The organism is Flagellimonas ulvae, assembly GCF_049333175.1.
Taxonomy (GTDB): Bacteria; Bacteroidota; Bacteroidia; order Flavobacteriales; family Flavobacteriaceae; genus Flagellimonas.
Genome location: NZ_CP186325.1, coordinates 3,811,155 through 3,836,589 on the forward strand (window position 1 = coordinate 3,811,155; position 25,435 = coordinate 3,836,589).

At 38.8% G+C, this 25,435-nt stretch carries 29 protein-coding genes and 1 tRNA gene; 16 read left to right on the top strand and 14 right to left on the bottom strand.

The genetic code is table 11. The features are described 5' to 3' along the window. Window positions 1–3 precede the first annotated feature (3 nt). The 14 genes from ftsA to ACOKFD_RS17840 all read left to right on the top strand — a co-directional run bounded on the left by ftsA (window position 4) and on the right by ACOKFD_RS17840 (window position 14,077). Complete coding sequence (gene ftsA / locus ACOKFD_RS17775) at window positions 4–1,329, top strand: cell division protein FtsA (protein WP_299000385.1); 1,326 nt, start codon at window positions 4–6, stop codon at window positions 1,327–1,329. Between the two features lie 43 nt (window positions 1,330–1,372). Next, window positions 1,373–3,328 (top strand): cell division protein FtsZ, encoded by a 1,956-nt coding sequence (gene ftsZ / locus ACOKFD_RS17780; RefSeq protein WP_422859135.1) that lies wholly within the window; start codon window positions 1,373–1,375, stop codon window positions 3,326–3,328. Between the two features lie 102 nt (window positions 3,329–3,430). Beyond that, the gene (locus ACOKFD_RS17785) at window positions 3,431–3,883 is read left to right on the top strand and encodes a GatB/YqeY domain-containing protein (protein WP_422859136.1); all 453 of its coding nucleotides are present in this window, start codon (window positions 3,431–3,433) and stop codon (window positions 3,881–3,883) included. Window positions 3,884–4,040: 157 nt separating this feature from the next. Further along, window positions 4,041–4,220 carry a GIY-YIG nuclease family protein gene (locus ACOKFD_RS17790; RefSeq protein WP_422861034.1) on the top strand — a complete coding sequence of 60 codons (180 nt, stop codon included), beginning with the start codon at window positions 4,041–4,043 and terminating at the stop codon, window positions 4,218–4,220. Next, window positions 4,198–4,271 (top strand) — tRNA-Arg (locus ACOKFD_RS17795). The genes ACOKFD_RS17790 and ACOKFD_RS17795 overlap by 23 nt, the downstream gene beginning before the upstream one ends. A gap of 220 nt (window positions 4,272–4,491) precedes the next feature. Then, window positions 4,492–5,316, top strand: coding sequence for a LytTR family transcriptional regulator DNA-binding domain-containing protein (locus ACOKFD_RS17800; RefSeq protein WP_422859137.1), 825 nt, complete (start codon window positions 4,492–4,494; stop codon window positions 5,314–5,316). 178 nt (window positions 5,317–5,494) lie between these two features. Further along, the gene (locus tag ACOKFD_RS17805) at window positions 5,495–6,769 is read left to right on the top strand and encodes a M20 metallopeptidase family protein (protein ID WP_422859138.1); all 1,275 of its coding nucleotides are present in this window, start codon (window positions 5,495–5,497) and stop codon (window positions 6,767–6,769) included. A gap of 52 nt (window positions 6,770–6,821) precedes the next feature. Continuing rightward, a complete protein-coding gene (locus tag ACOKFD_RS17810) occupies window positions 6,822–8,486 on the top strand; it encodes a hypothetical protein (RefSeq protein WP_422859139.1) in 1,665 nt (554 codons plus the stop codon). Window positions 8,487–8,586: 100 nt separating this feature from the next. Then, entirely contained in the window at window positions 8,587–9,051 is a 465-nt protein-coding gene (locus tag ACOKFD_RS17815; protein WP_422859140.1) for a VOC family protein, read from the top strand. A gap of 12 nt (window positions 9,052–9,063) precedes the next feature. Further along, window positions 9,064–9,645, top strand: a complete 582-nt coding sequence (locus ACOKFD_RS17820; protein ID WP_422859141.1) for a GNAT family N-acetyltransferase — start codon at window positions 9,064–9,066, stop codon at window positions 9,643–9,645. 139 nt (window positions 9,646–9,784) lie between these two features. Beyond that, window positions 9,785–11,548 carry a tetratricopeptide repeat protein gene (locus tag ACOKFD_RS17825; RefSeq protein WP_422859142.1) on the top strand — a complete coding sequence of 588 codons (1,764 nt, stop codon included), beginning with the start codon at window positions 9,785–9,787 and terminating at the stop codon, window positions 11,546–11,548. Between the two features lie 169 nt (window positions 11,549–11,717). Beyond that, the gene (locus ACOKFD_RS17830) at window positions 11,718–12,488 is read left to right on the top strand and encodes a methyltransferase family protein (protein ID WP_422859143.1); all 771 of its coding nucleotides are present in this window, start codon (window positions 11,718–11,720) and stop codon (window positions 12,486–12,488) included. 60 nt (window positions 12,489–12,548) lie between these two features. Beyond that, window positions 12,549–12,689: a hypothetical protein gene (locus ACOKFD_RS17835; RefSeq protein WP_422859144.1), complete on the top strand. Its 141-nt coding sequence runs from the start codon at window positions 12,549–12,551 to the stop codon at window positions 12,687–12,689. 266 nt (window positions 12,690–12,955) lie between these two features. Beyond that, entirely contained in the window at window positions 12,956–14,077 is a 1,122-nt protein-coding gene (locus tag ACOKFD_RS17840) for a glycoside hydrolase family 26 protein (RefSeq protein WP_422859145.1), read from the top strand. 7 nt (window positions 14,078–14,084) lie between these two features. On the opposite strand, the gene ACOKFD_RS17845 is transcribed toward ACOKFD_RS17840, so the two are convergent. From ACOKFD_RS17845 to ACOKFD_RS17890, 10 genes are all read right to left on the bottom strand, one after another. Continuing rightward, window positions 14,085–14,987, bottom strand: coding sequence for a DUF5777 family beta-barrel protein (locus tag ACOKFD_RS17845; RefSeq protein ID WP_422859146.1), 903 nt, complete (start codon window positions 14,985–14,987; stop codon window positions 14,085–14,087). Further along, entirely contained in the window at window positions 14,977–15,528 is a 552-nt protein-coding gene (locus ACOKFD_RS17850) for a YceI family protein (RefSeq protein WP_422859147.1), read from the bottom strand. The genes ACOKFD_RS17845 and ACOKFD_RS17850 overlap by 11 nt, the downstream gene beginning before the upstream one ends. Then, entirely contained in the window at window positions 15,521–15,958 is a 438-nt protein-coding gene (locus ACOKFD_RS17855) for an OB-fold protein (RefSeq protein ID WP_422859148.1), read from the bottom strand. Before ACOKFD_RS17855 ends, ACOKFD_RS17850 begins: the two co-directional genes overlap by 8 nt. A gap of 126 nt (window positions 15,959–16,084) precedes the next feature. Continuing rightward, a complete protein-coding gene (locus ACOKFD_RS17860; protein ID WP_422859149.1) occupies window positions 16,085–16,258 on the bottom strand; it encodes a hypothetical protein in 174 nt (57 codons plus the stop codon). Between the two features lie 37 nt (window positions 16,259–16,295). Beyond that, a complete protein-coding gene (locus ACOKFD_RS17865; protein ID WP_422859150.1) occupies window positions 16,296–18,359 on the bottom strand; it encodes a hypothetical protein in 2,064 nt (687 codons plus the stop codon). A 148-nt stretch (window positions 18,360–18,507) separates the two neighbouring features. Beyond that, on the bottom strand, window positions 18,508–18,804 hold the full coding sequence (locus tag ACOKFD_RS17870) for a hypothetical protein (RefSeq protein ID WP_422859151.1): 297 nt from the start codon (window positions 18,802–18,804) through the stop codon (window positions 18,508–18,510). 12 nt (window positions 18,805–18,816) lie between these two features. After that, on the bottom strand, window positions 18,817–19,662 hold the full coding sequence (locus ACOKFD_RS17875; protein ID WP_422859152.1) for a DUF5777 family beta-barrel protein: 846 nt from the start codon (window positions 19,660–19,662) through the stop codon (window positions 18,817–18,819). A gap of 11 nt (window positions 19,663–19,673) precedes the next feature. Then, on the bottom strand, window positions 19,674–20,081 hold the full coding sequence (locus ACOKFD_RS17880; RefSeq protein ID WP_422859153.1) for an OB-fold protein: 408 nt from the start codon (window positions 20,079–20,081) through the stop codon (window positions 19,674–19,676). Further along, window positions 20,078–20,641, bottom strand: a complete 564-nt coding sequence (locus tag ACOKFD_RS17885; protein WP_422859154.1) for a YceI family protein — start codon at window positions 20,639–20,641, stop codon at window positions 20,078–20,080. The genes ACOKFD_RS17880 and ACOKFD_RS17885 overlap by 4 nt, the downstream gene beginning before the upstream one ends. Window positions 20,642–20,667: 26 nt before the next feature. After that, a complete protein-coding gene (locus ACOKFD_RS17890; RefSeq protein ID WP_299000348.1) occupies window positions 20,668–21,054 on the bottom strand; it encodes a hypothetical protein in 387 nt (128 codons plus the stop codon). Window positions 21,055–21,256: 202 nt separating this feature from the next. Here ACOKFD_RS17890 and ACOKFD_RS17895 point away from each other — a divergent pair, with 202 nt between their 5' ends. Then, window positions 21,257–22,372 (top strand): LytR/AlgR family response regulator transcription factor, encoded by a 1,116-nt coding sequence (locus ACOKFD_RS17895; RefSeq protein ID WP_422859155.1) that lies wholly within the window; start codon window positions 21,257–21,259, stop codon window positions 22,370–22,372. A 5-nt stretch (window positions 22,373–22,377) separates the two neighbouring features. Here ACOKFD_RS17895 and ACOKFD_RS17900 read toward each other — a convergent pair whose 3' ends face one another. Genes ACOKFD_RS17900 through ACOKFD_RS17915 form a run of 4 tightly spaced genes read right to left on the bottom strand, consistent with a single transcriptional unit; the run spans window position 22,378 to window position 24,689 of the window. Continuing rightward, the gene (locus ACOKFD_RS17900; protein ID WP_422859156.1) at window positions 22,378–23,043 is read right to left on the bottom strand and encodes an SCO family protein; all 666 of its coding nucleotides are present in this window, start codon (window positions 23,041–23,043) and stop codon (window positions 22,378–22,380) included. Next, a complete protein-coding gene (locus tag ACOKFD_RS17905; RefSeq protein WP_422859157.1) occupies window positions 23,024–23,653 on the bottom strand; it encodes a toxin-antitoxin system YwqK family antitoxin in 630 nt (209 codons plus the stop codon). The genes ACOKFD_RS17900 and ACOKFD_RS17905 overlap by 20 nt, the downstream gene beginning before the upstream one ends. Then, window positions 23,604–24,371 (bottom strand): YHYH protein, encoded by a 768-nt coding sequence (locus ACOKFD_RS17910; RefSeq protein ID WP_422859158.1) that lies wholly within the window; start codon window positions 24,369–24,371, stop codon window positions 23,604–23,606. The genes ACOKFD_RS17905 and ACOKFD_RS17910 overlap by 50 nt, the downstream gene beginning before the upstream one ends. An 18-nt stretch (window positions 24,372–24,389) precedes the next feature. Continuing rightward, on the bottom strand, window positions 24,390–24,689 hold the full coding sequence (locus ACOKFD_RS17915; RefSeq protein WP_422859159.1) for an EF-hand domain-containing protein: 300 nt from the start codon (window positions 24,687–24,689) through the stop codon (window positions 24,390–24,392). A gap of 93 nt (window positions 24,690–24,782) precedes the next feature. On the opposite strand from ACOKFD_RS17915, the gene ACOKFD_RS17920 reads away from it, so the two are divergent. Further along, window positions 24,783–25,385, top strand: coding sequence for an RNA polymerase sigma factor (locus ACOKFD_RS17920; RefSeq protein WP_422859160.1), 603 nt, complete (start codon window positions 24,783–24,785; stop codon window positions 25,383–25,385). Window positions 25,386–25,435: the final 50 nt, after the last annotated feature.

Here is a 25,435-nt window from a genome sequence, read left to right on the forward strand (position 1 = left end):
AGTATGGAACAGGGTAATTATTCAGTTGGATTGGACATTGGAACTACCAAAATTGTAGCAATTATTGGTAAGGAAAATGAGTACGGCAAAATCGAAGTTCTGGGAACAGGAAAATCTAAGAGTTTGGGGGTTCACCGTGGAGTGGTGAACAACATCACCCAAACCATTTCCTCTATACAACAGGCGGTGGAGCAGGCAGAGCTTAATGCAGGTCTAAAAATTGGGTCGGTCGTAGTAGGTATTGCAGGACAACATATCCGCAGTCTTCAGCATAGCGATTACATTACACGTTCTAATTCTGAAGAAGTTATTTGCGATGATGATTTGGACAAGCTATGCAATCAGGTTTACAAATTGGTTATGCTACCTGGTGAAGAAATCATCCATGTACTTCCACAGGAATATAAAGTGGATGGGCAATCTGAAATCAAGGAGCCAAAAGGAATGTATGGAGGCAGATTGGAAGCCAATTTCCACGTAGTGGTTGGGCAGGTTTCATCCATAAAAAACATTGGTAGATGCATTAAAAGTGCGGGATTGGACCTTGGAAATATCACTTTGGAGCCTTTGGCATCTTCTGATGCCGTTTTAAGCCAAGAGGAAAAAGAAGCTGGAGTTGCACTCATAGATATAGGAGGCGGAACCACAGATTTGGCCATTTTCAAAGATGGGATTATCAGACATACTGCAGTAATTCCTTTTGGTGGAAATGTGATTACTGAAGACATTAAGGAAGGCTGTTCTATTATTGAAAAACAAGCTGAGCTATTGAAGATGAAGTTTGGTTCGGCATGGCCTGGTGAAAACAAGGATAATGAAATTGTTTCTATCCCAGGTTTAAGAGGAAGGGAACCCAAAGAAATCACCTTAAAAAACCTTTCTAAAATAATCCATGCTAGAGTAGTAGAGATTATTGAACAAGTATATGTTGAAATCAAAAACTACGGCCACGAAGAGCAAAAGAAAAAACTGATTGCCGGCATCGTATTGACCGGTGGTGGAAGTCAGTTAAAACACCTAAAACAATTGGTGGAATATATAACGGGTATGGATACACGGATAGGATACCCAAATGAACATCTCGCTGGAGATTCCGATGAAGAAATTGCCAGTCCACTATATGCCACGGCAGTGGGATTGTTGATGAATGCCATTGAGAGCCAGAAGAAGAACATGGATATTACAGAGGAATCCATGGACGAAGAACGTGTATTGGTAGAGCAAGAAGTTTCTGAAGCATATACTTCTGGCACCTACACTAAAGAGCGCAAATCTATTTTCGATAAATGGTCTGAAAAGTTGAAGGACTTTTTGGACAATGCGGAATGATAACCCCATTGAGCAACAAAAAATAAACAATACAAAGAACGACATGAGTAAGAGCACCGAATTTGACAACATAGCTTTTGATTTACCTAAGAACAAAAGCAACGTTATAAAAGTAATTGGAGTGGGAGGCGGTGGTAGCAATGCCATCAATCACATGTTCCAAGCGGGCATTAATGGTGTGGATTTTGTTATCTGCAACACAGATGCACAAGCATTGCAAAACAGTTCTGTCCCCAATAAAATTCAGTTGGGTGTGTCTCTAACAGAAGGATTAGGTGCTGGAGCCAATCCTGAAGTTGGTGAACAGGCGGCTTTGGAAAGCATGGAAGATATCAAGGCCATGTTGGAAAGTACTACAAAAATGACTTTTATAACCGCCGGTATGGGTGGCGGTACAGGTACTGGTGCAGCTCCCGTAATCGCCAAACTGGCCAGGGAGATGGATATCTTGACTGTTGGTATTGTTACTATTCCATTTCAATTTGAAGGTGCCATGCGAAACAAACAGGCACAATTGGGAATAGAAAAATTACGAGCCAATGTAGATTCTTTGATTGTTATCAACAATAATAAGCTAAGGGAAGTATATGGAAATCTTGGGTTCAAAGCAGGCTTCTCCAAGGCTGATGAAGTTTTAGCCACTGCAGCTCGGGGTATTGCCGAAGTAATTACCCATCACTATACCCAAAATATTGACTTACGGGATGCCAAAACAGTTTTATCCGATAGTGGAACCGCAATAATGGGGTCTGCAATGGCTTCCGGTTCGGCAAGAGCCGGTGAAGCCATCATGAAAGCATTGGACTCTCCATTATTGAACGATAACAAAATAAATGGGGCTAAAAACGTATTGTTACTCATAGTCTCTGGTACGCAGGAAATTACTATCGATGAAATTGGAGAAATTAATGACTATATCCAGATAGAGGCAGGTCATGGCGCTAACATCATTATGGGTGTTGGTGAAGATAACGATTTGGGAGATGCGATAGCCGTAACGGTTATAGCCACAGGTTTTCATGCGGATCAGCAGGATGAAATTGTGAATACCGAAACAAAGAAAGTATTCTATACTCTGGAAGATGAGCAAACTGCGGAGCAAGAACTTACCACACAAGCCACTTCGATACAAGAAATACAAGTAGAGGCTGAAGTTGTTGAGCCCACGCCAGTTGTGAGGCATACGCTTGAGATGGAAGATGAAGCCGAAAATCAGACTATGGAAAAGAATAATGCCATGGACTTGATTTCTACTACCAAGTACCTTAGAAATTTCAACGTGTTCTATGAGGAAGTCGTACCTGAGAATGTAGAGGATGATTTTGTCATTATTGAAGCCAAGAAAATCTTGAATAATATAGAAGTAGTGGACCCTGAGGTTGTTTCTCCAGAGAAAGAAGAAGATCAGTTTGCCCTTACATTCGATATGCCAATCAACGAACCTGGGAAAGGAGAGTCCAAAAACACTATAGTTTTTGACCTGGACAGTGATGTTAAAGATGTTGAGGTTAACGAGTACGTAGAGGTGAGTCCGGTTTTGGAATTCAAAAAAGAAGGAGAAACACGGTACAACCTTGAAGAGTACATGGAATTGGAAACCCAATTGACAGGAGCAAAATCTGTAGCTGAGACCCATGAACCTAAGCTGGTGGAAAGCGAGCTAGTTTTTGAAAAAAAGACGCTTGAAGCTGAAGGAAAGTCAGAGCCGGAAAATACTCCTCAAAACAGTAAGGACCCCATGAACACTTCTATTAATGATTTGTTGAAGGAGCGAGCCGACGAGCGAAGAAAAAAGCTGAAGAACTTTAACTATAAGTTCCAAAACAATAGAAACAGTATTGATGAAATTGAAAAACAACCCGCTTACAAAAGACAAGGGGTTGATTTAAATGACACATCTACGGAGCAAAAAGTCTCCAGGACCACGTTGAGTGAGGATAGCAATGATGAAATGCAATTGCGTTCCAATAACTCATTCTTGCACGATAATGTTGATTAGTAGTGTTTAAAAAGCATCCATTTAATATGGAAAGCTTAAGCCCGGAAGTTGTGAAACTTTCGGGTTTATTTTTTTATCTTCGCAGCCCAAAAAGGAATAAAAATGGGTTTGCAGGAACAAGTAATGACGGAGATGAAAGCCGCAATGAAGGCCAAGAATACGGTTGCTTTGGAGGCGTTACGTGCTATCAAGTCAGCGTTATTGTTGGCCAGTACAGAAAAAGGAGCTTCACAAGGGTTGTCCGAAGCAGATGAAATTAAGTTGGTGCAAAAACTGGTAAAGCAACGAAAAGATAGTGCCACCATATTCACCGAGCAGGGAAGGGAAGATTTAGCAGAACCAGAATTGGCCCAAGCCGCAATTATTGAGAAGTTTTTACCGGAACAATTAAGCGAAGCGGATATAGAAAAAGTTGTCGTAAAAGCTATAGATTCCATTGGTGCGACAGGAATGCAAGACATGGGTAAGGTAATGGGATTGGTTTCCAAAGAATTGGCCGGACAAGCTGATGGGAAAACAATTTCCACTATCGTGAAAGCAAAACTAAGTTCATAAATAAAATAAGGCCGCGTAGTTCAACCTGCCTCGACTTGCGTCAGGCAAGGCGGGCTGGATAGAATAACGTAGTTATATGTATTTCGTAAATATCCTATATAGTTCTAAGTTTGACAAAACGTATGTAGGATTGACAGAAGATGTTTAAAAAAGAATAATAGAGCATAATAACAAAAAATCGAGCTATACATCAAAATACATACCTTGGAAGGTGATTCATGTTGAGTCATTTAGCACTAGAATAGAAGCTAGGAAAAGAGAAAAATATTTCAAATCAGGTGCTGGAAGGAGATGGATGAAAGCAAACATAAATTGGCCGCGTAGTTCAACTGGATAGAATATCAGATTTCGGCTCTGAGGGTTGGGGGTTCGAATCCTCCCGCGGTCACAAATACATAGTTCGAAAAGAAAAAACGCCAAGCTTGCTTGAGCGTTTTTTTGTTTGACCCATTATCCAAACGAAGTATTGTGAGAATATCCAATTCTCCACGGATTGCGAATTAATTGTTTACCCAAACATCTCTTTTTTACCATTTTTCGATAAAAGATTATATTCATCATGTCATAAAATGGATTGTGTATCTACAAACAGCGGTTTAGCATAGTTAATGATAAAATTTTTAGACAAAGCGATTCCTTTTAATTCTAGCTACAAAAATCAACTACTGATTGCCCTTGTTCTAGGCTGCATACTGGCACTTATCATGATTTTTTTGGGACCTTTTGATACGGATCGCTTTGAATCAAGTTACAAGTATCCGATTTTGGCAGGCTTTGGAGTTCTATTATCCCTATTTTATTTAATCCATTCGCGGTTGGAAACGTGGTGGTATCGTCACTTGAATACTAGGTGGACAATCAAGCATGAAATGGCTGCTTTCATTTCTTTTGTGATTACGGTTAGCATTCCCATTCATTTTTACAATCAGGTTTTTCTCAATGATTTCTTTATTCAGGATTATGGAGTGAATGAATACATTGAGCATGGACTTTGGTTTTTCCGTAGCTCCATAATTCCCATAATGTTGGTTATGCTTCCCTTTTTTATTTATTTCAGGAACAAGTTCGGAAAATTACATGTTCCGGAGTCTTTAAAGGAAATCGAGTTAGTTGGTGCGAATAGGGGTGAGAGAATCAAAATTCAAAAACATAAGCTATTGTTTGTTAAATCATCAGAGAATTACGTCGAGATTTTTTATGAAGAAGACAACAGCGTACAACATACCATTTTCAGAAATACCTTAACTGCAATTAACGAACAAGTTCCGTTTTTAAGGCATTGCCATAGGTCTTACCTCGTAAACACTTCTAGCATAAAACAGATAAAAGGGAATTCACAGAATGCTAAAATTAATTTTGGGTATGATTTAGAGATTCCCTTATCCAATACGTACTACAAGAACGTAAAATCCTCTTTATTGGTTCAGCCCTAAAATCTACGATTTGGGCCCACTTCATATTTCTTCATCAACAAGAATACCTATTCGTCACTCTTTTTCGCGATGTTTTGATTTTTGAATTCTCTTTGGAAGGTAATTTCAAAACACAGGCATTCTTGGCCGATTCTTAGCAGAGCAAAAAAACTGTCAACCGCTTATTAAATCAGTAACGATGAAACTTAAACTTATCATTATTTTATGTTTACTTCTATCCCTTGTTCCAAATTTTCCAACGGAACATAGCTTGGATAAAGAGGACATGATTTGTCTCTCGGATACGATTTTTGATGAACTCATTGCCATACGAAATGATTTGCACGACCATCCAGAGCTTTCAGGAAAAGAAAAGAGAACGTCCAAAATAGTGGAGGACTATTTATTGGACTTAGGCTTAGAAGTCAAAACAGGTTTTGGGGGGTATGGCGTGGTTGGAATTTTGAAAGGGACCAAAGAAGGCAAGAAAATTGCATGGCGTGCCGATATGGATGCTGCCCTTCATGTATTCCACAATAAACTAAACTTTAAACCTCAGGTGGCCCACATTTGCGGACATGACGTGCATACCACTATAGGTCTGGGCATTGCCAATGTACTTTCCAAACGTAAGGACAATATCCAAGGTACCGTATACTTCATTTTCCAACCTGCTGAAGAATCGTTCAAAGGGGCAAAAGCAATGATTGAAAATGGGCTATTTGAAGAAATCCAGCCAGATGAGATTTTTGGTCTTCATGTTTTTCCTACAGAAATCGGCACCATCAGTTCTAAACCCAATGAACTGTTCGCGTATCAGAGAAGAATCAAGCTGACATTTGACCATGCTATTGACGAAGAAGGCTTCAAGGATTTCTTCCAAGACATAATACAGCGATTTGTTCGTCACAAAACCAACAGTGAACCTTGGTCTCTAGAGTATTTGACCCATCCTGAATTTGGATTGATGAACCCAAACACGATATATGATGATTATTTCATTTTAGAATCAAATACCATTTCCTACACGGAAAATGAAACTACCTCATTCGAATGTACCTATTATGAAACGGACTCGGCAAGATTGGATTCGATTTCAAAAGAGATTACGGATTACGTCCTGGATTCTGAATATGGAAAGCATTATATCAAGACATCATTTACAGCAGAGAGACCAACCGTTATTAATGAACCAAAGTTGACTGGAGAAAGCTTGTCCATATTGAAAGATTTGTATGGTGGAAAAAATATTAAACACTTCTATGGTCAGGTACCGTATTCCAATGAAGACTTTATTTACTATCAATATGAAGTGCCAGGGGTTATGTTTCTTTTGGGAGCTTCAAATAAAGAAAAAGGAATCCATGCTTTGCCCCATACTTCGGAATTCAAAGTGGATGAAGAGGCCATAAAGTATGGGGTAAACTATTTTTCATCTTTTTTAAAAAACAGGGTCAATCAAAAAAAGGATTGAATCGCAACGCAATCCAAAACAAAAATCAATTAAGAATAAAACTGAACGAATCATGAAACATCTAAGCATCCTATTTTTTACGCTACTATTCGTGGCATTAACGGCTCAAGAAATGCCAACCGCTAAAGATTGGCAAAATGACCTTAGGTTTTTGCAAAAAACAGTACTCAAGGATTACCCTTTCTTATTTGTAAAAACAACAAGAACAGCTTTTGATGCTGAGGTTGAAAAGTTGTACAATACTATCCCCTCTTTGGAGAATCACGAAATAATAGTTGGGTTTTCTCGAATCATAGGACTGTTTAAGTACGGTCACATGGCCGTTGGATTTAATACAGAACCCTTCATGTTTCACCATTTACCCTTGAACCTATATCAGTTTTCCGATGGGATTTACTTGCAAGGTGTACATAAGGAATATCAAGATGTTGTTGGAGCAAAAGTTGTTGAAATCAATGGTATACCAATAACCGAAGCCTTGGAAAAGGTTTTTCCTGTGGTTAGTGCAGAGAATATGCAATTCTTCAAAAGTAGAGGTATAAATTTTCTAACGGTGATGGAAGTTCTTCACGCCCAAAAAATCACTAAAAACCTTAAAAGTTCAGTGGAGTTCACTCTTGAAAAGGATGGAAAAATCATAAGAAAAGCATTTGAGGCGATGTCGGCGGGCCAACAGGTACCTCGCAACTATGGTTATGTGTTTCAAGATGAGAATTGGTCAGAAGCGAGAGCTCAAAACATCACTCCTTTGTATTTAACACAACTGGATAAGATGTATTTTTTTGAATACTTGTCTAAGGAAAAAGCAGTATTCGTTAGGCTTAGCCAAATTGAGGACGATCCGAATGAGAGTATGGAGTCTTTTTATTCCCGCTTATTTGATTTTATTGAGAAAGAAGATGTTGAAAAATTGATTATTGATGTTCGATTAAATGGAGGTGGGAACAACTTTAAGAACAGGTCGCTTATCACAAAAATCATCGAGAATAAGAAAATAAATGCAGTTGGAAGCCTTTTTGTTATCATTGGTAGAAGAACATTTTCTGCCTGCCAAAATCTGGTAAATGAACTGGATAACTATACTAACGTCATATTCTTGGGAGAGCCAACCGCAGAGAATGTTAATTTTTATGGAGATAGTCGACCTGTAATTTTGCCGAATACCAATCTGCCTGTTTATTTATCATTTGCTTGGTGGCAAGATAAGCCCGCATGGCAAAATACGGAATGGTTGGTACCAGCTATTCCAATTGACATGAGTTTTGAGGAATATTCGACAAATAGAGACCCCATCCTTGATGCGGCTCTAGCTTTTTCCGATACCAACTTTAAACCAAACCCTATGAGATTTATTACCGATTTGTTTGTTAGGGGAGAAATACAAAGGTTGGATGAAGAAGTTCCTGAAATGATAAAAGATCCGCGATATGATTTTTTTGATTTTGAAACTGAAATTAGTAAAGCAGGTCTACATTTGGTGGGTAGCGGTAGAATGCCTGCAATTCAGGCTGGAATAGGTGTTTTTTCCTTTGTCACTCGATTGTTTCCGACTTCTGCAAATGCATGGAAAAACTTGGCGGATGCTTATTTGAAAGCAGGAGATATGCAAAAGACAAAGGAATCCCTGCGTAAAAGTATCACTCTAGATACTAACGGGGAAGTGGGCAAAAAGGCCAAAATGCTATTGGAAGAACTTGATAGTTCTTCTAAAAATTAAAATGCGTTTTCACGGGCCAAACTAAATCTGAATTTATTCCGAATATTGTGTAAAGTTGATTTTAAAAACGAAATGGCTCTTAGCTTCTAAAGAAATTTGAATGGAAATGATAAGATACGCCCATACAAATATTGTCAGTACAGATTGGAAAAGACTAACGGACTTTTATATAAAAACATTTAAGTGCCGTCTGGTACCTCCTATCCGAAAGCAATCCGGTAAGTGGCTCGAGAAGGGAACAGGATTAAAAGATGCTCAGTTGGAAGGGGCTCATTTGCTACTTCCAGGGCATGGAGAAAACGGTCCTACTTTGGAGATTTATCAATACAAAACCATTGGAAATCAAAAAGCAATTTTACCCAATACAAGGGGATTTGGACATATTGCCTTTGAGGTGGGTGATGTGCAACAGGTTCTTGAAGACGTTGTGAAACATGGAGGGCAATCTTTTGGAGAAATAACGAAGAAAAAAGTGGATGGTATGGGCGAAATAACTTTTGTCTACGCCAGAGACCCTGAAGGAAATCTAATTGAATTACAACATTGGAATTTGGCAACTCCCTAAATTTAGTAAGAAGTGAATGCTGAAATCTTAAAGGCCCAAATAGAACTGGAAAATGATAGGGTCAAGCTTGTACCTTTCAATCATCCAAGGAACCAGGAACTTAAAGAAATCATTTTTGATAACGAAATTTGGCGATACATGGGCATGTTCATTAGAACATTATCTGATTTTGAAGCATATCTGCAAAGTACCCTAAAGCAAAAAAAGGAAGGTATATGTTATCCTTTTTTAGTCATAGATAAAATGAGCGACCGAGTTGCTGGGAGTACGCGATATGGATACTTGAATATTCCCAGTCAAAAATGTGAAATTGGTTGGACATGGTATGGAAAAGAATTTCAAGGTACCGGATTGAATAAGGCATGTAAGCATGCACTCCTAAAATTTGGTTTCGAAAACATTGGGTTTAGAAGGATTCAATTTAGTGCGGACCAAGAGAATATTCGTTCGCAAAGGGCCATCGAAAAGCTTGGTGCATCAAAAGAAGGCATCTTCAGGAACAACTATGTGGACTCGGAAGGAAAAAGTAGGAATGATGTGTACTATAGTATAATTAAAGAAGACTGGGATTCTATTGAAAAAGAGTTGTTTTAAACTCCACCATACAAAAATGAAGTGCCCACAACTTTATACATTCCTGTTTGCATATTTGTAATCTACCTTATTTGTTTTTAAGCACTTAGGTCAGTCTTTTGTAATTTTTTTTACATTTAATAGGAAAACTGACCACCAAATGAACCGACATATTGCCGTAGGGCTGCTTTTTTTTGGTTTGGCACTTGCTTCCAACGGCCAAGAGAAACAAATAGATAGTCTAAAAACTGTTTTCGAAGATTTCAAAAAATCCGACTCTCTTCGTTTTGAAGCTGGCTATGCTTTACTGCGGATGCAATTACCCATAAGCATGGATAGTGCACGTCAAACGGGAAAAGGTGTGTTGGCCTTAGCAAAAAAAAGTGAGGATAAGAATTGGGAAGCATTGGCCAATAAATGGATTGGCATAACACATGCCGAAAAGGGCCAGTTTGCTCAAGCCCGAGAATACTTTTTTGAGAGTCATGAGCTGTTGTTGGAATTGGATGATGAAACCGGAATTGCAACCTCATTGGGCAATATTGGTACGGTGTTTTACGAAATGGGAGACTATCTCCGAGCTCAGGATTATCTTTTAAGGTCCCTAAAACTTTCTGAAAAAGTGCAGGATAGTGGAGCTATATCCAGAGCATTGAACAATTTGGGAAATGTGCACAATGATTTAAAAAACCCATCCGAAGCCTTGGATTACTATCATCGTAGTCTGGATATAAAGGAAGAACTGGGTCAAAGAAACCTCCTACCCGCAGCTTATAATAATATTGGTCTGGTATATTCACTTATGGGAAACTCTAAGTTGGCCATTCAAAATTTAGATAAAAGTGTGGCGATAAGTGAAGAGCTTGGAGATAAACGTTCTCTTTCAAGGGCTTATGCCAATCTGGGCATAGAGTATTCAAAACTAAAGGAGTATGATAAGGCTTTAAATCTTTTCAACGATGGGGTTCGAATTAAAAAAGAAATTCAAGATGATGATGGACTAGCGACCACTTTGATATACCGTGGTATAAACTACTGGGAAATGAAGAAGTTCTCTCTTGCCAAAGAAGATTGTTCGCTCGGGCTTCAAATGGCAGAAACTTCAGGGGCCTTAATTTATCAAAGTTTAGCTTGTGATTGTTTAAGTAAAATCCATGAGGCAATGGCAAACTACAAAAAAGCCCTAGATTTCAATCAAAGATTGACCGTACTTAAGGATTCATTGCTGAATGATGAAAAGGCACAGGAAATCACCAAGGCAGAGATGAATTATCAGTTTGAAAAGAAGCAACTAGCGGATAGCATCAAATATCACAAACTCCAAACAGAACAACAAGTTGCATACGAACGGAATTTGAACAAACAAAGCACAAAGTTTTACTATACCCTGCTAATAAGTTTGGGAATCATTTCATTTTTGGGATTTCTCTATTGGAAACACCGGCAAAACCTAAAGTTGAAGAAGGTAGAGAACGAATTGTTGAATTCCGAAATAGAATTCAAGAAAAAGGACTTGACCAGGTTTGCCGTAAACATTTCGAACAACCAAGAGTGGGCTGAATCCTTGGCCGTAAGATTAGACTCCTTAAAGGCAGCCACCGGAAGAAAAAGGTTGAAGGAGCTCCAACTTCTTGAAGAAGAAATAAAGAATAAGATATGGGTGAATAAGAACAGTGATGACTTTTATCAAAAAGTGGATGCACTGAGCAGTTCTTTTTATAATAGACTTCACAAAAAGTTTGAAGGCTTGACCAAAACCGAAGTACGTTTGTGTTCTTTTATTAAGCTGGAGTTGAACACCAAGCAGATTGCCACACTCCAAAACATCAACCCGGCTTCCGTAAAAATGAGTCGAAATAGGCTTAGAAAAAAGCTTGGTCTATCTCCTGAGGATGATTTATCGGAATTTTTACGTGCATTTTAAATATTGTTGTAAATAATTGATTTTGAATTACTTAATAATGTTTTTATCACTTTTGTAACCCATTTGTAATCCCAATAAGAGGACTGTGTAACCCTTTTGTAACCATTCATTTTTCTTTTGTAGAGCCTTACCATGACTAGGTTTGCCCCGAATTAAAAATCTAATAGTCATGAAAAAAATAAGCATGTTTTTGTATTCAGTAATCGCCTATGCGATTGCCTTCGCATCCATTTTATTCTGGATTGCATCCGTGGGTAACCTAATTCCTGGACTAGGAATTGACCGGGGACCCCAAATGTCACCTCTATTTGCCATTCTATACAATTTGATGTTAATATCTCTTTTTGGGGTGCAGCATAGCATTATGGCCAGAAAATGGTTTAAGGAGTTGTTTGCAAAATATTTCCCCAGACCCATTGAGCGTAGCACCTTTGTATTGTTTTCGGGATTGTTGCTCTTCAATTTAGTGTATAACTGGCAGCCCTTGGGCGGTACTATTTGGGAAATAGGTCCGGACAGTATGGGGTACTATGTACTATATGCACTGTTCTTTATGGGTTGGGCTATTCTGTTCATCAGTTCGTTCTTAATCAATCATTTTGATTTGTTTGGACTAAGGCAAACGTTTTTAGAGTTGCGGAACAAGCCTTATACGCAATTGAATTTCAAAATTATTTCATTATACAAGTATGTTCGTCACCCTCTGTACTTCGGAATGCTATTGGGTATGTGGGCCACACCACTCATGTCCATAACCCATCTAACCTTTGCCATAGCCATTACTTTTTATGTGGTCATTGGTACCAGCTATGAAGAAAAGGATTTGGTCAATGAATTTGGCGATACGTATAGAGCTTACCAGGCCAAAAAACCAATGCTCATTCCATTCACAAAGCGGGCTAAAAAAGGCGTAAAGTCTTCAATACCAAAAAATGCATAGTTCAAACCATCATCAATCATAAAAATAAATCAACACAGTAACCCAATCAATAAACACAGAATGAAAACAAAATCAAGCTATAAAATGCCCATGTTCTTTGGATTTTATTCCGGTACTGGAATAAAGCTGGGCCAAGGCACAAACTATCGAAGGATAGATAAACGGACAGCTTCCAAACCGGACTCAATTTTTTGGGACTAGACAAATTCAATTTTGCTGAAGAATACCATATTCGCAAATGAGGGATATAAGTCGGACAGATTCAATCTGTCCGATTTTATCATTTTTGAATCAATCAATTGAAAAAGGCTATGCTATCAAAAGGGTTTCTACGATATTAAATTTTGTATATAGGATTCTTCTGGATTTGCTTTGCTGGTCGCTTTTGTTGGCGAATATGGGTTGTCAAGGCAATCAAGTTTTCATTTTGTCTTCTACAATTCATAACTTGAAGAACCGATATTCTTATGATGAAACAAGCTTTTCATGTACTCTTTTTGGTTTCCTTCACATGTTTCTGTCAAAATACTGAGGTTAAAGAACTTAGTTCAATAAAAGACTCAAGGACAATTGCAAAGTTTGAACCCAAAGAAGGAGTTTTGTTGTTTGTTGGCCAGGAACTTGAAGCAGTTGGTGGGTTGGAAGAGTATGGTAATGGGTATTTGAATCATTTTCCAAAACCAGCAGGATGGACCACATATACCAATATAAGTCCTGGAGAGTATTCTTTTGGACTGCGACTTGAAGGATTGGATGGACTTTGGGAGAATGCAGATTGGGGTGATAATGATTATAATGCCCATATTCAGCACTTGGATTCAGATTATTCCGATATGATTATGGCAATCGGGTTGAGTTTTGTCAACCATGAAGAAAAAATCGCGGACGGGACCCATGATAAATACATAGACCGGTTGGGGAACTTTTTGCTATCCATAAACAATCGCCCTGTATTCTTGAGAATTGCCTATGAGTTTGATGGCGACCCATGGAATCATTATGATAGAAAGGCCACAATCCAAGCCTATAAGCGAATTGTGGACAAACTTCGGGCAAGAGGTGTGGACAATGTGGCTTATGTTTGGCAATCCACAGGTTATTTTTCCAACCAAGAGCAACTGGAAGAATGGTACCCCGGGGATGACTACGTGGATTGGTGTGGTGTGTCCTTCTTCAATAGGTGGGAGGAAATTGAAATGTTTGAATTTGCAAGAAGAAAAGGGAAGCCGGTGTTTATCGCAGAAGCCACCCCAACCATTTCAGGTAGTGGGGAACCCTTGGGAGTTACCAAAGAAACTCAGTTAAGTAATCCAAAACAAGCTGAAGAAGCTTGGCAAGAATGGTTCTTACCCTTTTTCAATACAATTGAGGAAAATGCAGACGTGATCAAGGCGGTACATTACATAAATTGTCATTGGGACTCTCATCCCATGTGGAAAGAAAATCCGACCTTTAGGGGAATTGATGCCCGCTTGCATCTTAGTGATAGTATCAGCAAAAGATGGTTGAAATGCACTTCGCGAGCACCTTTTATTCTTTCCTCAGAAAATCTATATCAACAGATAGGAGCAAAGGCAGATAAAAACTAGCTCTTTTTTATTTCACTCCTTTTACCTTATTCTGCTTTAGGTGTAAAAGAATTGTGGCACTGAACCCAAAGAAAAAATTGCCATCACGCGTGTTGAAATTATTCTGTGTTTGCGTGATAAATACATCATCAGCAATATTGTGGGAATTGGTCATGTAGAACTGGAGCATCAAATCTGTGAGCTCCCAATTCACACCCAAAGAAAATGCATCAAACGTATTTGAAGATTCAATGGGATTGGCCAAATAGTAATACTCTGAAGTCACGGAAACATGTCCTCCAATCCTATACCTGCCTCCAAAACCCAGTGCAAAATGATTGGTTGGGTCTTCTGGACTCAAAGCTGAATTTCTATGAATGAAAGTTGGAGAAAGCTGTAAGGAAAAATTCCTTGTGAATTTCCTTGCCAACAATACCTGTGTTCCAAAAGAAAGCTTTTCAGAAAAGGAATCTGTTTGATTTATTGACCTTCCAGGATTGGTTTTTAAGCTGGCATTCTGAAAAAGTGTAATGGAAATGGGAGAGCCTTTTCCGGTTTTCTGATAAACCAACCTATACTTTCCAAAAGCATCAAAAATACCATCAAAAGTAGTGACCCCAGCTCCTAGGGTGAATCTATCCGTGAAAGCATATGAGGCACCAAACCGTGAGGTGACCCTATCGGCAACAAAGGCCTCTGTATCTTCTGGGATATTCCAAAATCGTGTGTTGGCAGAGATTTCTAGACCACCTTGGTTTCGGGTTTCTACAGATTGCCCCAATCCAATTCGTGTAGCTTTGAAAGTTGCTCGCACAGGAAAACTGGCTTCTTCATGCTCCTTCTCTAAGGATTCCAATAAACTCTGGGAATGGCCTAAATTGAATAGTACCAAAGAAAACAACAGGACCAATGGATGTATCTTAATTTTCATAGGGCAGATATTCTTCAAAACTAAAATTAACTTCTATGGTCTTTGAAATATTTCCTGCAACGATGGGAGGAATTTTGATTCTGAAATCGGCTACCGTTAAATTGAAGGTCCCAGAAAAACTGATTTTATCTTGGTTGTTTTCAATTTTTGTCTTTATCTCCAATTCTTTGGAAACCCCGTGAATGGTAATATTGCCTTTGATGAGTTTGGTTTGTTCTTGAGGTAATGGCCGTTCCAGATCAAGAATTTTACCCTCAAAGGAGCATTTCGGATAAATATCAGATTCAATATAACTTTCGTTAAAGTGTTCCTGCATGAGTGCCTTTTTAAAGACAAAAGCTCGCATAAGCATGCTTATGGCTACTTGTTGTGAAGAAAAATCAACAATACTCAGTACCTGATTGTTTGTAGCTTCAATATCTTCCACAGAAGTGTGTGAAAAAAAGCTCACCTGACCCTGTTTGGTGATGAGTCGTTCCCCAGACTGTCCTAGACAGAGTTGGCATAGGGATAAGGTTAAAAGTAAAAGAAATCTATTCATTTGTTTTTTTTACCAATACGCAATTCAATAAAATAGCATCCATTAAAAAACCTTTGCAAATACCTTTGAGAACAACAGAATCACCTCTGGACAGTGTTTGCGCCTGTACCACCTGATCTTCTTTCATATCGCACATAATGCACATGTATTCTCCACTGCCTTGCAATAATACAGTATATCTATTGTTCAAAAAAGTAACTTCCTTTACAATGCCTTCTACCTCTATAGTTTTTTCAACATACATAGCATTGGCCTGTTCTTCGTTGGATAGAAAGGAAGCCACTAAATCTGCGGATGTGACGTATAGTTCAGCCTCGGTGGAAATGTCATTTTCATTGGACTCTTTTTGTATGGTATCATTTAGATAGCGCAACAAAAACAAACCCACTATTAGAATTATAAAAAATATGAGGCTTTTTCTTAACGTCATTCTACTTCATCAATGGTTTGCAAAATGCTTTTAGAACATTAGCTGTACAAAAATAGCCCACAGAAGCGACATCTCTAAGGATATATACTCCTGTGGGCAGTAAACAACTAAACTGGAAAACTAATTTTAAACATAGCAATTCATTTCCCTTTCGTAATGAACCAAGCCCTCTTGGGGTGTTGACTCGTCAATATTCTCATAATCGTCATCATAGTCGTCATCGCATGAGAATACGAAAGTCAGTAACACTAAGGCCATGGTCTTTAACAGAATAGTTGCTGTGAACTTTACTTTTTTCATGATGTACTGTTTTTTTGGTATGGATATTTATTAAGGATTATCGCTTAACTATAAGTTCATTTGAAAATCCAAGTGTTGGAGTGATGTCTTGATTCCAATCGTCGGAAGTGAATCCCTCACCATCATAAGCTATGCTTGAACCAGCTTCCACTCTGGGTACAAATCCACCGGCATTCCAGATACCAGCTTCTACAGCAACAGACTCTCTTGCATTGCCAGCAGCGCCCCATTGCACAAAGCTTCGGATGTTAGCCGCATTTCCAAAGCCATCATTGTTTGCATAGAGACCAAGACCGCCGGCATCATCGGGAGCGGAAAGAACCACTGGAGATATGACCAAAAACTCACCCGGATTCAAGCTTATGTTACCACTTACAATATCTGTAGCAGCAGCATCACCGATTCTGAAATACATACCTGGGCCAAGGCACATCCAATAGTTGGAAAGATCTACAGCTATGTTACCGTTGTTGTATAGTTCGATCTCGTCATCTATTAGGTATTCCACCTCGTTAATGATTACTGATCGTTTTACCGCTGGTTCTCTGAATATATTGGCATTTCCAAAAGTTTGGGTAGAAGTCCCTTCCCAATCATTAGATGTAAAGCCTTCACCATCATAGGCTATACTTGAACCAAAGGGAACATTGGGCACAAATCCATCAGCATTCCAAATACCTGCTTCTACTGCAACAGATTCACGTGCGTTTCCAGCAGCACCCCATTGCACAAAGCTTCGGATGTTGGCCGCATTTCCAAACCCATCATTGTTGGCATACAGACCAAGTCCACCTGCCTCATTTGATACTTCAAGAGTAACGGGAGAGATAACCAAGAACTCACCGGGTGCCAGGTTTACGTTACCACTTACAATTTCCGTAGTACTTGCATCTCCAACTCTAAAGTATTGACCAGGACCAAGGCACATCCAATAGTTGGATAGATCAACCGTTTCTGTTCCGTTGTTATAAAGCTCTATAAGATCATCGACTAAGTATTCCAACTCATTGATTACAATAGATCTTACTGCAACAGCTGCAAAAATATTGGCAGCACCAAAGGTAGTTTCGGAGGTCTCTGACCAATCTGAAGCGCTAAAACCTTCACCATCGTAGGCAATGCTATTGTCCTCGTTACCTACAACTTCTACGTACTCTCCTTCTGTCCAGATATTGGCGGCTACAGCAACATTTTCCCTAGGACTTCCAGCAGCACCCCATTGTACAAAGCTTCGGATATTGGCAGCGTCTCCAAACCCATCATTGTTTGCATATAGACCTATGCCACCTTCGGCATTGGGCATTTCATAAGCGATGCTCAAGAAAGAACCTGGTGTCATGTTAACATCACCTTCTGTTTGAAGATCTCCAATTCTTCTGTAGGTCCCTGGGCCAAGACATAGGAAGTAATCGCTTACATCTACGTCGATGTCCCCATTATTGTATAGTTCGATGTAGTTTCCTAAATAAGCAACCTCGTTCAAAATTATTGAGGCACTCTGAACGGGAGCGTTGAACTCATTTTCAGCTCCTAACGTAGTAGTCGTGGTTTCTGACCAATCTGTAGCACTGATTCCTTCTCCGTCATAAGCTATACTGTTATCAGGATCTTCAACAACTTCTATATATTCTCCCTCTGTCCAGAGATTGGCTTCAACAGCCACGTTTTCCCTAGGACTTCCAGCAGCTCCCCATTGCACAAAGCTTCGGATGTTGGCAGCGTCTCCGAAACCATCATTGTTGGCATAGAGACCTATTCCACCTTCGGTATTGGGCATATCATAACCAATTACCAAGTATTCTCCAGGACCTAAATCGACATTTCCTTCGGTTTCCAAATCACCAATTCTTCGGTAAGTTCCAGGTCCTAGGCAAAGAAAATAATCGTTCAAATCGACATTAATATCCCCGTTGTTAAAGAGTTCAACGGAACCTTCCAGATAAGCTACTTCGTTAATTACTACCGAAGCACTTCCTGCTGGATCTGGGGTTGGGGGAGTTGGATTATCCACCACAGGATCGTCTATTATTATTTCAGTGTCATCTTCGGAGCAACTCCATGCCATGACGAGCAATGCGGCAATACATACATACTTTTTCATTTTGATTGTTTTTAAGGTTTAATGAATTACGGCTACAAAGCAACCACCACAGGGGCTTTATAGTATTATAAATGTTGGTGAAAGGGAATATTTGGCTTTAAAAGGGAATACCATTATGGTAATCTTTCAATAACCATTCATCTTTCGGCTAATGTTTTGTTATATGATTTTGATTCTGAACCTGAACTCTCTCGCAGTTGCAAAACGTGACGTTCAAATCGTCTGTAACTTTCTCACCTTCTTCGGGGCAACCCAATTCTGTGAGTACATTAAGGGCTTTTGAAATCTCATTGGCCCGAATGAAATTGAATACAATCAACGATTCCATGGGATATAGGTTTACATTCGTGATGTCCTTTATGTTTAGTAGAGCGTCTTTTATTTTAATGGAGCATCGATTACAGAATGTTCTTTGTACTGGTATTCTCGCAATATTAGTCTTCATATCTCTCGTCTTTTAGAATACTCTTGAAAGATTGAATCCAAAGAAAATGTCTCCTTCCGACCAATTGCCCGTTGCCTGTCCAAGAAAACCATTGGTATTCATTGGTTGAGCATTTGTAAAATGCAATTGGAAAACATGACCTCCCGTTTCAATATCAAAACCTACTGAAAGCGGATTGTTAAAAGGAGAGTTTGAGGCTCTATTTAAATGCAGTCCATAGTCAATATTAAGTGAGACCCTTTTGGAGATTTTATGTCTACCACCAAATCCAATGGCATATTGGGAGTTCTCTTGCTCATCCAATTGGACCAAGTTGTCATGGAAAAAAGTAGGAATCAGCTCCAGAGAGAAGTTTTTACTGAACTTTTTTGCTATTAGGAGCTGTGCGGTGTACCCCAAACGATTTTTAAACTCAAGACCGGGCAAGTTGGCATCATCCAACGCGCCATTTATCAACAGGGTTCCAAACCCCACAACCGTAAATGGAGAGCCTTTCTTCTTTTGCCGTATCAACCTAAGTTTTAGGGAGCTCTCATAGGTTTTTAGAAAAGAACTACGGGAAATGCCAATGTTTATGGCATCAGAAATACCGTAGATAAAATTGAGTCGTGTAACTGCTTGGTCCAACCCAAAGAAATCTTCAAAGCCAGGTTTAATGGAACCAAATCTATGGGAAACCACAAAGTATAGTTCCTTTTTTGACACCATTTTGGTGGACTCAAAGTTTACAATTTTAAGCCCCTTAAATGCTGCGCTTTCATAATCGTTGACCTCTTTATTGTCTATTTCAGACAGAAGGTCGTCTTGTGTAAATCCTAATAAGGGTATTAGGAATATGATGATATAAATAATTTTCATTTTGTTTGTTTTTATTGGTTGATAAGGATGGCCTGATCTATTTTGACTATTTCAAGCAGATCGTCAAATCCTACACAGCGACCTTTTATGGTGATGTTGGACCCATTGTCAAATACCCCTTTCACTTGCTGAAGCGTATCAAAGTCTACCTGTACTTTGTTATCAATGAATATGGTGTGTGTCTGTTCTATTTCGGTTATGGACCCATTCACTTCCACTATCTTATCTGCTAGGTTTTCTAGAGAAGTATTTGGATTAGCAAACTTTTCATGAATTTCCATGGCAGATAAGGAGCTAACAACACTTTCTTGGGCAATGTTTCTGTGAGGTTTGTACATGTAGTTGAGAGCTAAAAAAGCAAACACCACAACCAAAAGAACCCCTGATAAAATGATGGCAATACGTTTCTTCGCTTTCATTTTTTGATGAGGTTAAAGTTGATCTGTACCAATACTTCTTTGGCTATTTTGTTTCTTACAATCTTTGGGATATTGATATCAAAGTCTTCGGGTTTGACTTTGAAGCCTCCTTCCATCACAATGGAACCGTCCTTTTTATAAATCGATAAATCTGTACGAATGGTCTTTTCCTTTCCATGCAATTTCATTTTCCCATCCACTGATACTTGTGAAGGCGTTTCTGAAAGCTTTGAGGCATCAAAATCTATCAGTTTACCTTTGAAAGTAGCCTTTGGATAGGTGTCGGATTCGATATAGTTCTCATTGAAATGCTCTTGCATCAATGAATTTTTAAATCGAAATCCCTTTACCAAGGCCAATGAGGCAATTTGATTGGTTTGAGAATCAAATATTGCGGTAGCAGATTCAGTTTGCGCCTTTACTTCTTCAAAGAGTTTCTCTGAAGCTTCAAATGCAATTTTCGCTTTTTTGTCAATGTATTTGCTTTGAGCATTAACTGAATAACAGCCAAGCATTGAAATTGCAAATACTAGAAATAGTGTGTTTTTAAGATTTTTCATTGGTGTTTAATTTTGGATTAAGCTTTTTACTCTATCAATCCGTCCTCAATCCATTGATTGATCAGGTCGATTGATGCTTGAGGGATTCTCCCTGCGGGTGGCATAGCATCTGGTTGCCCAGTCTGCAATGAAACTGTACGTAGTACGCCACCATTTCTGGAACTCACTTGTTGAAAGGTGACTAGAGGGAAAGGAGCACCGTTTCTAGGTGGACTTGAATGGCATCCTTGACAATTGTTGACAATAATGGGTTGGATGTCCGTAGTGAATGTGACCGCGTCAACGATTTCATCATCATTGACATCATCCACACTTTCTGGAATAGGGTCCAGCAAATCACTTTCACTGTCGTTTGCGCAGCTAAATACTAGAAGTGATACCAGAGGTAAAAAGAATTTAATTACGTTTTTCATCTGTTGGAATTTAGAATTGGACTTAAGTTTTTTGTTTGCCCAAAACAATTCCATATCAAGGGGTTTAGAGAACAAAATGTTGGTGAGAGGGAAAATTTGGATTTAAAAAGGAATAAAAGGGAACTTATTTGGCTAAATATATTGTGAGGTTTATGAGAAACTTATCTCTTATCTTAGTCGCTTAAAATTTTCTACCTCAAACATGCGTAAAGACCGACTTTATTTTTTTACGTTTTTGGCCATCACGGCTATTTTTATACTAATCGCTGGAGTATCCGTCCAGTCTTTTATCAAAGTAAGTGCAAGTCAACTTCTTGAGGCCCAATTGGAGGCCAGTAAGAGGGAGGCGAACGAAGTGGCAAAATTGATTGGTTTTCAATTGGAAAATGGAGTGGATAAAGAAACCATAATAGAAAACGTTCAGGAAAGTATAGAAAATACGAATACCGAGAATGGTTTTATCTGCATGTTCGATTGGTCAGGAAGAGAGGTTTGCCATCCAGATATTACACAGGTGGGACAACAAGTAAACCCCGACCAGTCTTCCATTTCTTCAGTTAATGGGGAAATGAGTCCAGAAGACTTGTATGATTTGCTTACCAGTAAAAGAACCTTCGGAGGTATTCGAAGTTTTGAAGATGGAAATGAACTGCAATCAGAAATCATTTATCTGAATCCAGTTCCAAATTCTGATTGGATTATTGCGGCGCATGCCAATACCGATAAAATAACGGAGCAGATAGATAGTCTCCGCAATAAGTTCTATACCATATTTAGTATTATGGGTTTCTCCATTGTCCTGTGTTCGGTGATAATGGTACGATTGATAGGTAGCTCTTACGAGAAAAAGTTAGAGGCCAAGAACCAAAAACTGGAAGATGAGGTGGTAAACCTTGCCAAACTGAATAAGGACTTGGATAATTATCAACAAAGAGTAATTGAGACCGCTCCAGAAGCGCAAAACACCCAAACAGATAAAGGGAAGAAGCGTATTTTAACCTATGTTCGAAATGAACTACGTCCGGTTTCCACAGATGATATTGCTTACATTTTTATGGAAAGTACAATTACCTATGTAGTTTGTTTTGATGGAAGTCAGTCTACATCCAACTCTAGTTTGGATGACCTTTTCTCCAATTTGGATGAGACGCACTTTTATAGAGCCAATCGACAGTTTATAGTTGCCATTTCGGCAATCAGTAAGATTATAAAATATGGGAACAACCAACTAAAGATTTTGGTAGACCCTAACTCAGAAGTTGATATTATAATAAGCAAAAACCGAGCTGCTGAGTTTAAACAATGGCTTAATTCCTAAAGCCGTTATTCTTCCTTTTTTAATGTTTTGATATCTGCAATCAGTTGGGCAATAGCTGTTTTGTTCAGACCATTATAAATACCTCGAATATGCTTGTTCCTATCTACCAAAATGAAGTTTTCAGTATGTAAAAAATCATCCTCCCCTTTGGGCACACCTAAATCCTCCTCCACAAAATATCCATTGCGCCCAAGGTTGTATATATCCTTTCGTTTCCCAGTCACTAGGTGCCACTTGTTTGGAATTACACCTTTTGTGTCTGCATAGTGCTTAAGAATAGGAACGGAATCGTAATCGGGAGTAACCGAATGTGACAGCAATAATACTTCTTCATCTGCTTCAAATTCTTTTTGAACCAATAACATGTTATTGGTCATTTTCGGACAAATTCCAGGGCAGGATGTAAAAAAGAAATCAGTCACGTAAATTTTATCTTCAAAGGTCCTTTCATCAATACTATCCCCCAATTGATTGATTAATTCAAAAGAAGGTACTTGGTGTATTTTGAGGGTATCCAAACTTTTTGGGTTTATCCATTTTGGTGTAAATGATGCATCTACGTAATAAGGTAAAGTTGCTACCCTACTAACTTTCTCTTTTTTTCTAGGCTGGGTGCAAGCCAGAAAAGCAAACAATCCGATAAAACCCAAACTACTTCTGTACCACTTCATTTTTTAATTGATAACATAGATTAGAACGTCTTAGGCCAAAAAATCTTCCGTTTTTGGCTTCATAATTAGCATATAGTTTACCAGTCTGCAACCAAGCTTGTTGCAATCCTTCTTCCTTGCCCTTATTAAATTGGGTTATTCCAGCCAGCTGTCCATTGGGATACCATTTGATTTGTTTACCGTGTCTTTGCCTATTTCTATAATTGGATTCAGTACTCTGTTGTCCATTGGGCCACCAGGTTTTGGAAGTTCCCTCAAGCCCATTATTGTTATAGTTCTTTTGACTGTATAGCATGCCATCCTCATACCATTTTAAAGATGGTCCCTGCCTTTTTCCATAAATGAAACCAGTTTTTTCGGCAATTTGTCCATTTTTATGAGTCTTGACCGAGTAACCGTTAAAAGGAGCCCCCTCATGATACCACCTACCTTCAAACCTATTTAATTGTAGGAGCTCCTTTTCAACCTCAACATTTTTAATTATTCTAGCATCTGGGACGGTATTTTTTGTATTTCCAACCAGCAGAAAAACAAATAGCAACAAAAATGCTGGAATCCATTTAATTGATACTATTCGGTGTTCCTTGATAGTCTCCTGGAAAAATGACATAATATTGATTTAAATACAACTCGTTCTCAATATGGTAGTGATATACTGGCTCAGATGAATGTTGTGTTATGCCCACATGACCGCCAGAAGCATCTAGATCAGTTGGGTAATCTCCTGTGGAATTACATTTTCTTCCATAGATGAAAAAACCGTCAGCTAGAATTCCAATTAAGGAATCGTCATCATCAGACCACGCTTTGGGCTCTAGGTGATAATGGTATACCGACGGACCAATATGGCCTCCAGTCCAATCCAAACTAGCCGCAGCAGCACTTAGCGGTCCGTTACCTTCTTGATCATTAAAAATGGCCGCCCCGCTTACCGCAATACCAATGGCCCCCAAACTTGTGGAAGTACTGCTTGAAGCCAACTCTGGGTTTGCAGAAACTACCAAGGTGGCAGAGCCATCAAAGTTGGGGATAATACTCGGTGTTAGTTCAACTTCTGGTTCTTCCAGGTACATATCGCTTGCTTCACCCCAATACACCGTCTCATGGTTTGGGAACCCAGTTGTTTCAATGACAACGTTACTACCATCCAAATAAATAGTGGTTTCATTGGAGTCGAATTCGGTAAAAGCTGCACTCAGACTTACATCGCCATAGTCATCTTCACCAAAGGTTTCATCCTCAAAGGTTTCTGAATCGGTATCGGAACTACATGCAATAATCATCAGAACAATCAATCCAGAAATAATCAAAATTGGATTTCTTTTCATAACATTCATTTTAATGGTTTAATTGTCTCTATTTCTATTGCCCCTTCTTTCAGGTTTTGGAGCTTTTTCCATCTCTTCTCGGGTCAAAAAACCGTCTTCATTCAAGTTGATCTCATCGAAATGATCCTTTAATGGACCTTTTACTTCTTCTTTTGATAGTTTTCCATCTTCATCTGCATCCAAATCTTTGAAAAGTTGGTCAATACTCGGAGGTTCTCTTCTTTGCCTTTGATTATTGTTAGATTGCGCTTTCATCTGGCATGAGACCATTGCGATAGCGGTAAGTCCAAGGAAAAAAAATTGCTTGTTTGTTTTCATTGTTTATCGATTTCTGTTTGAAGGTTTAGATGTGAATTCCAAAAAAAACTTGTGCAGGACACCAACTTTTTTTGAATTGCCCTTATTTTGTGATTGACTTTCTCACGTATTCTTTTGGACGAAAAACAGTTTTTAGAAGATTTAAAGGCCCAAAAACAACAAGCCTATTCCAAACTTTTGGATGAATACCAAAAGCTGGTTTTCAATACTTGCTTGTCCTTTGTTCCTAATGCGGAAGATGCAGAAGATATTGCACAAGAGGTTTTTATTGAAGTGTATAAGTCTGTTTCCAAGTTCAAGGGGAATTCTAAACTAACTACTTGGATTTATCGAATTGCTGTAAATAAAAGCTTGGAGTTTATCCGTAAAAGGAACACAAAAAAAGGGTTTGGGTTTATGCAATTACTTAGTGGTAATTCAATGCCAATGGATAAAACGGCATATTTCACGGAGTTTAACCACCCAGGTGTTCAACTGGAACGAAAAGAACAGCAAGAAACCCTTTTCAAGGCCATAGATCAGTTGCCAGAGGCACAAAAGGTGGTTTTTACCCTTCATAAAATTGATGGCCTCAGCTATAAGGAAGTGAGCGAGATTACCCAAAAAAGTATATCCTCAATTGAGTCATTACTTTTTAGGGCCAAGAAAAACTTAAAACAAATTTTAACAACATATTATAAAAAAGAGGGTGGGTAGCACAAGTTTTGGCAAAAAAGAACATCTAATTCTCTACACCACCATGATTA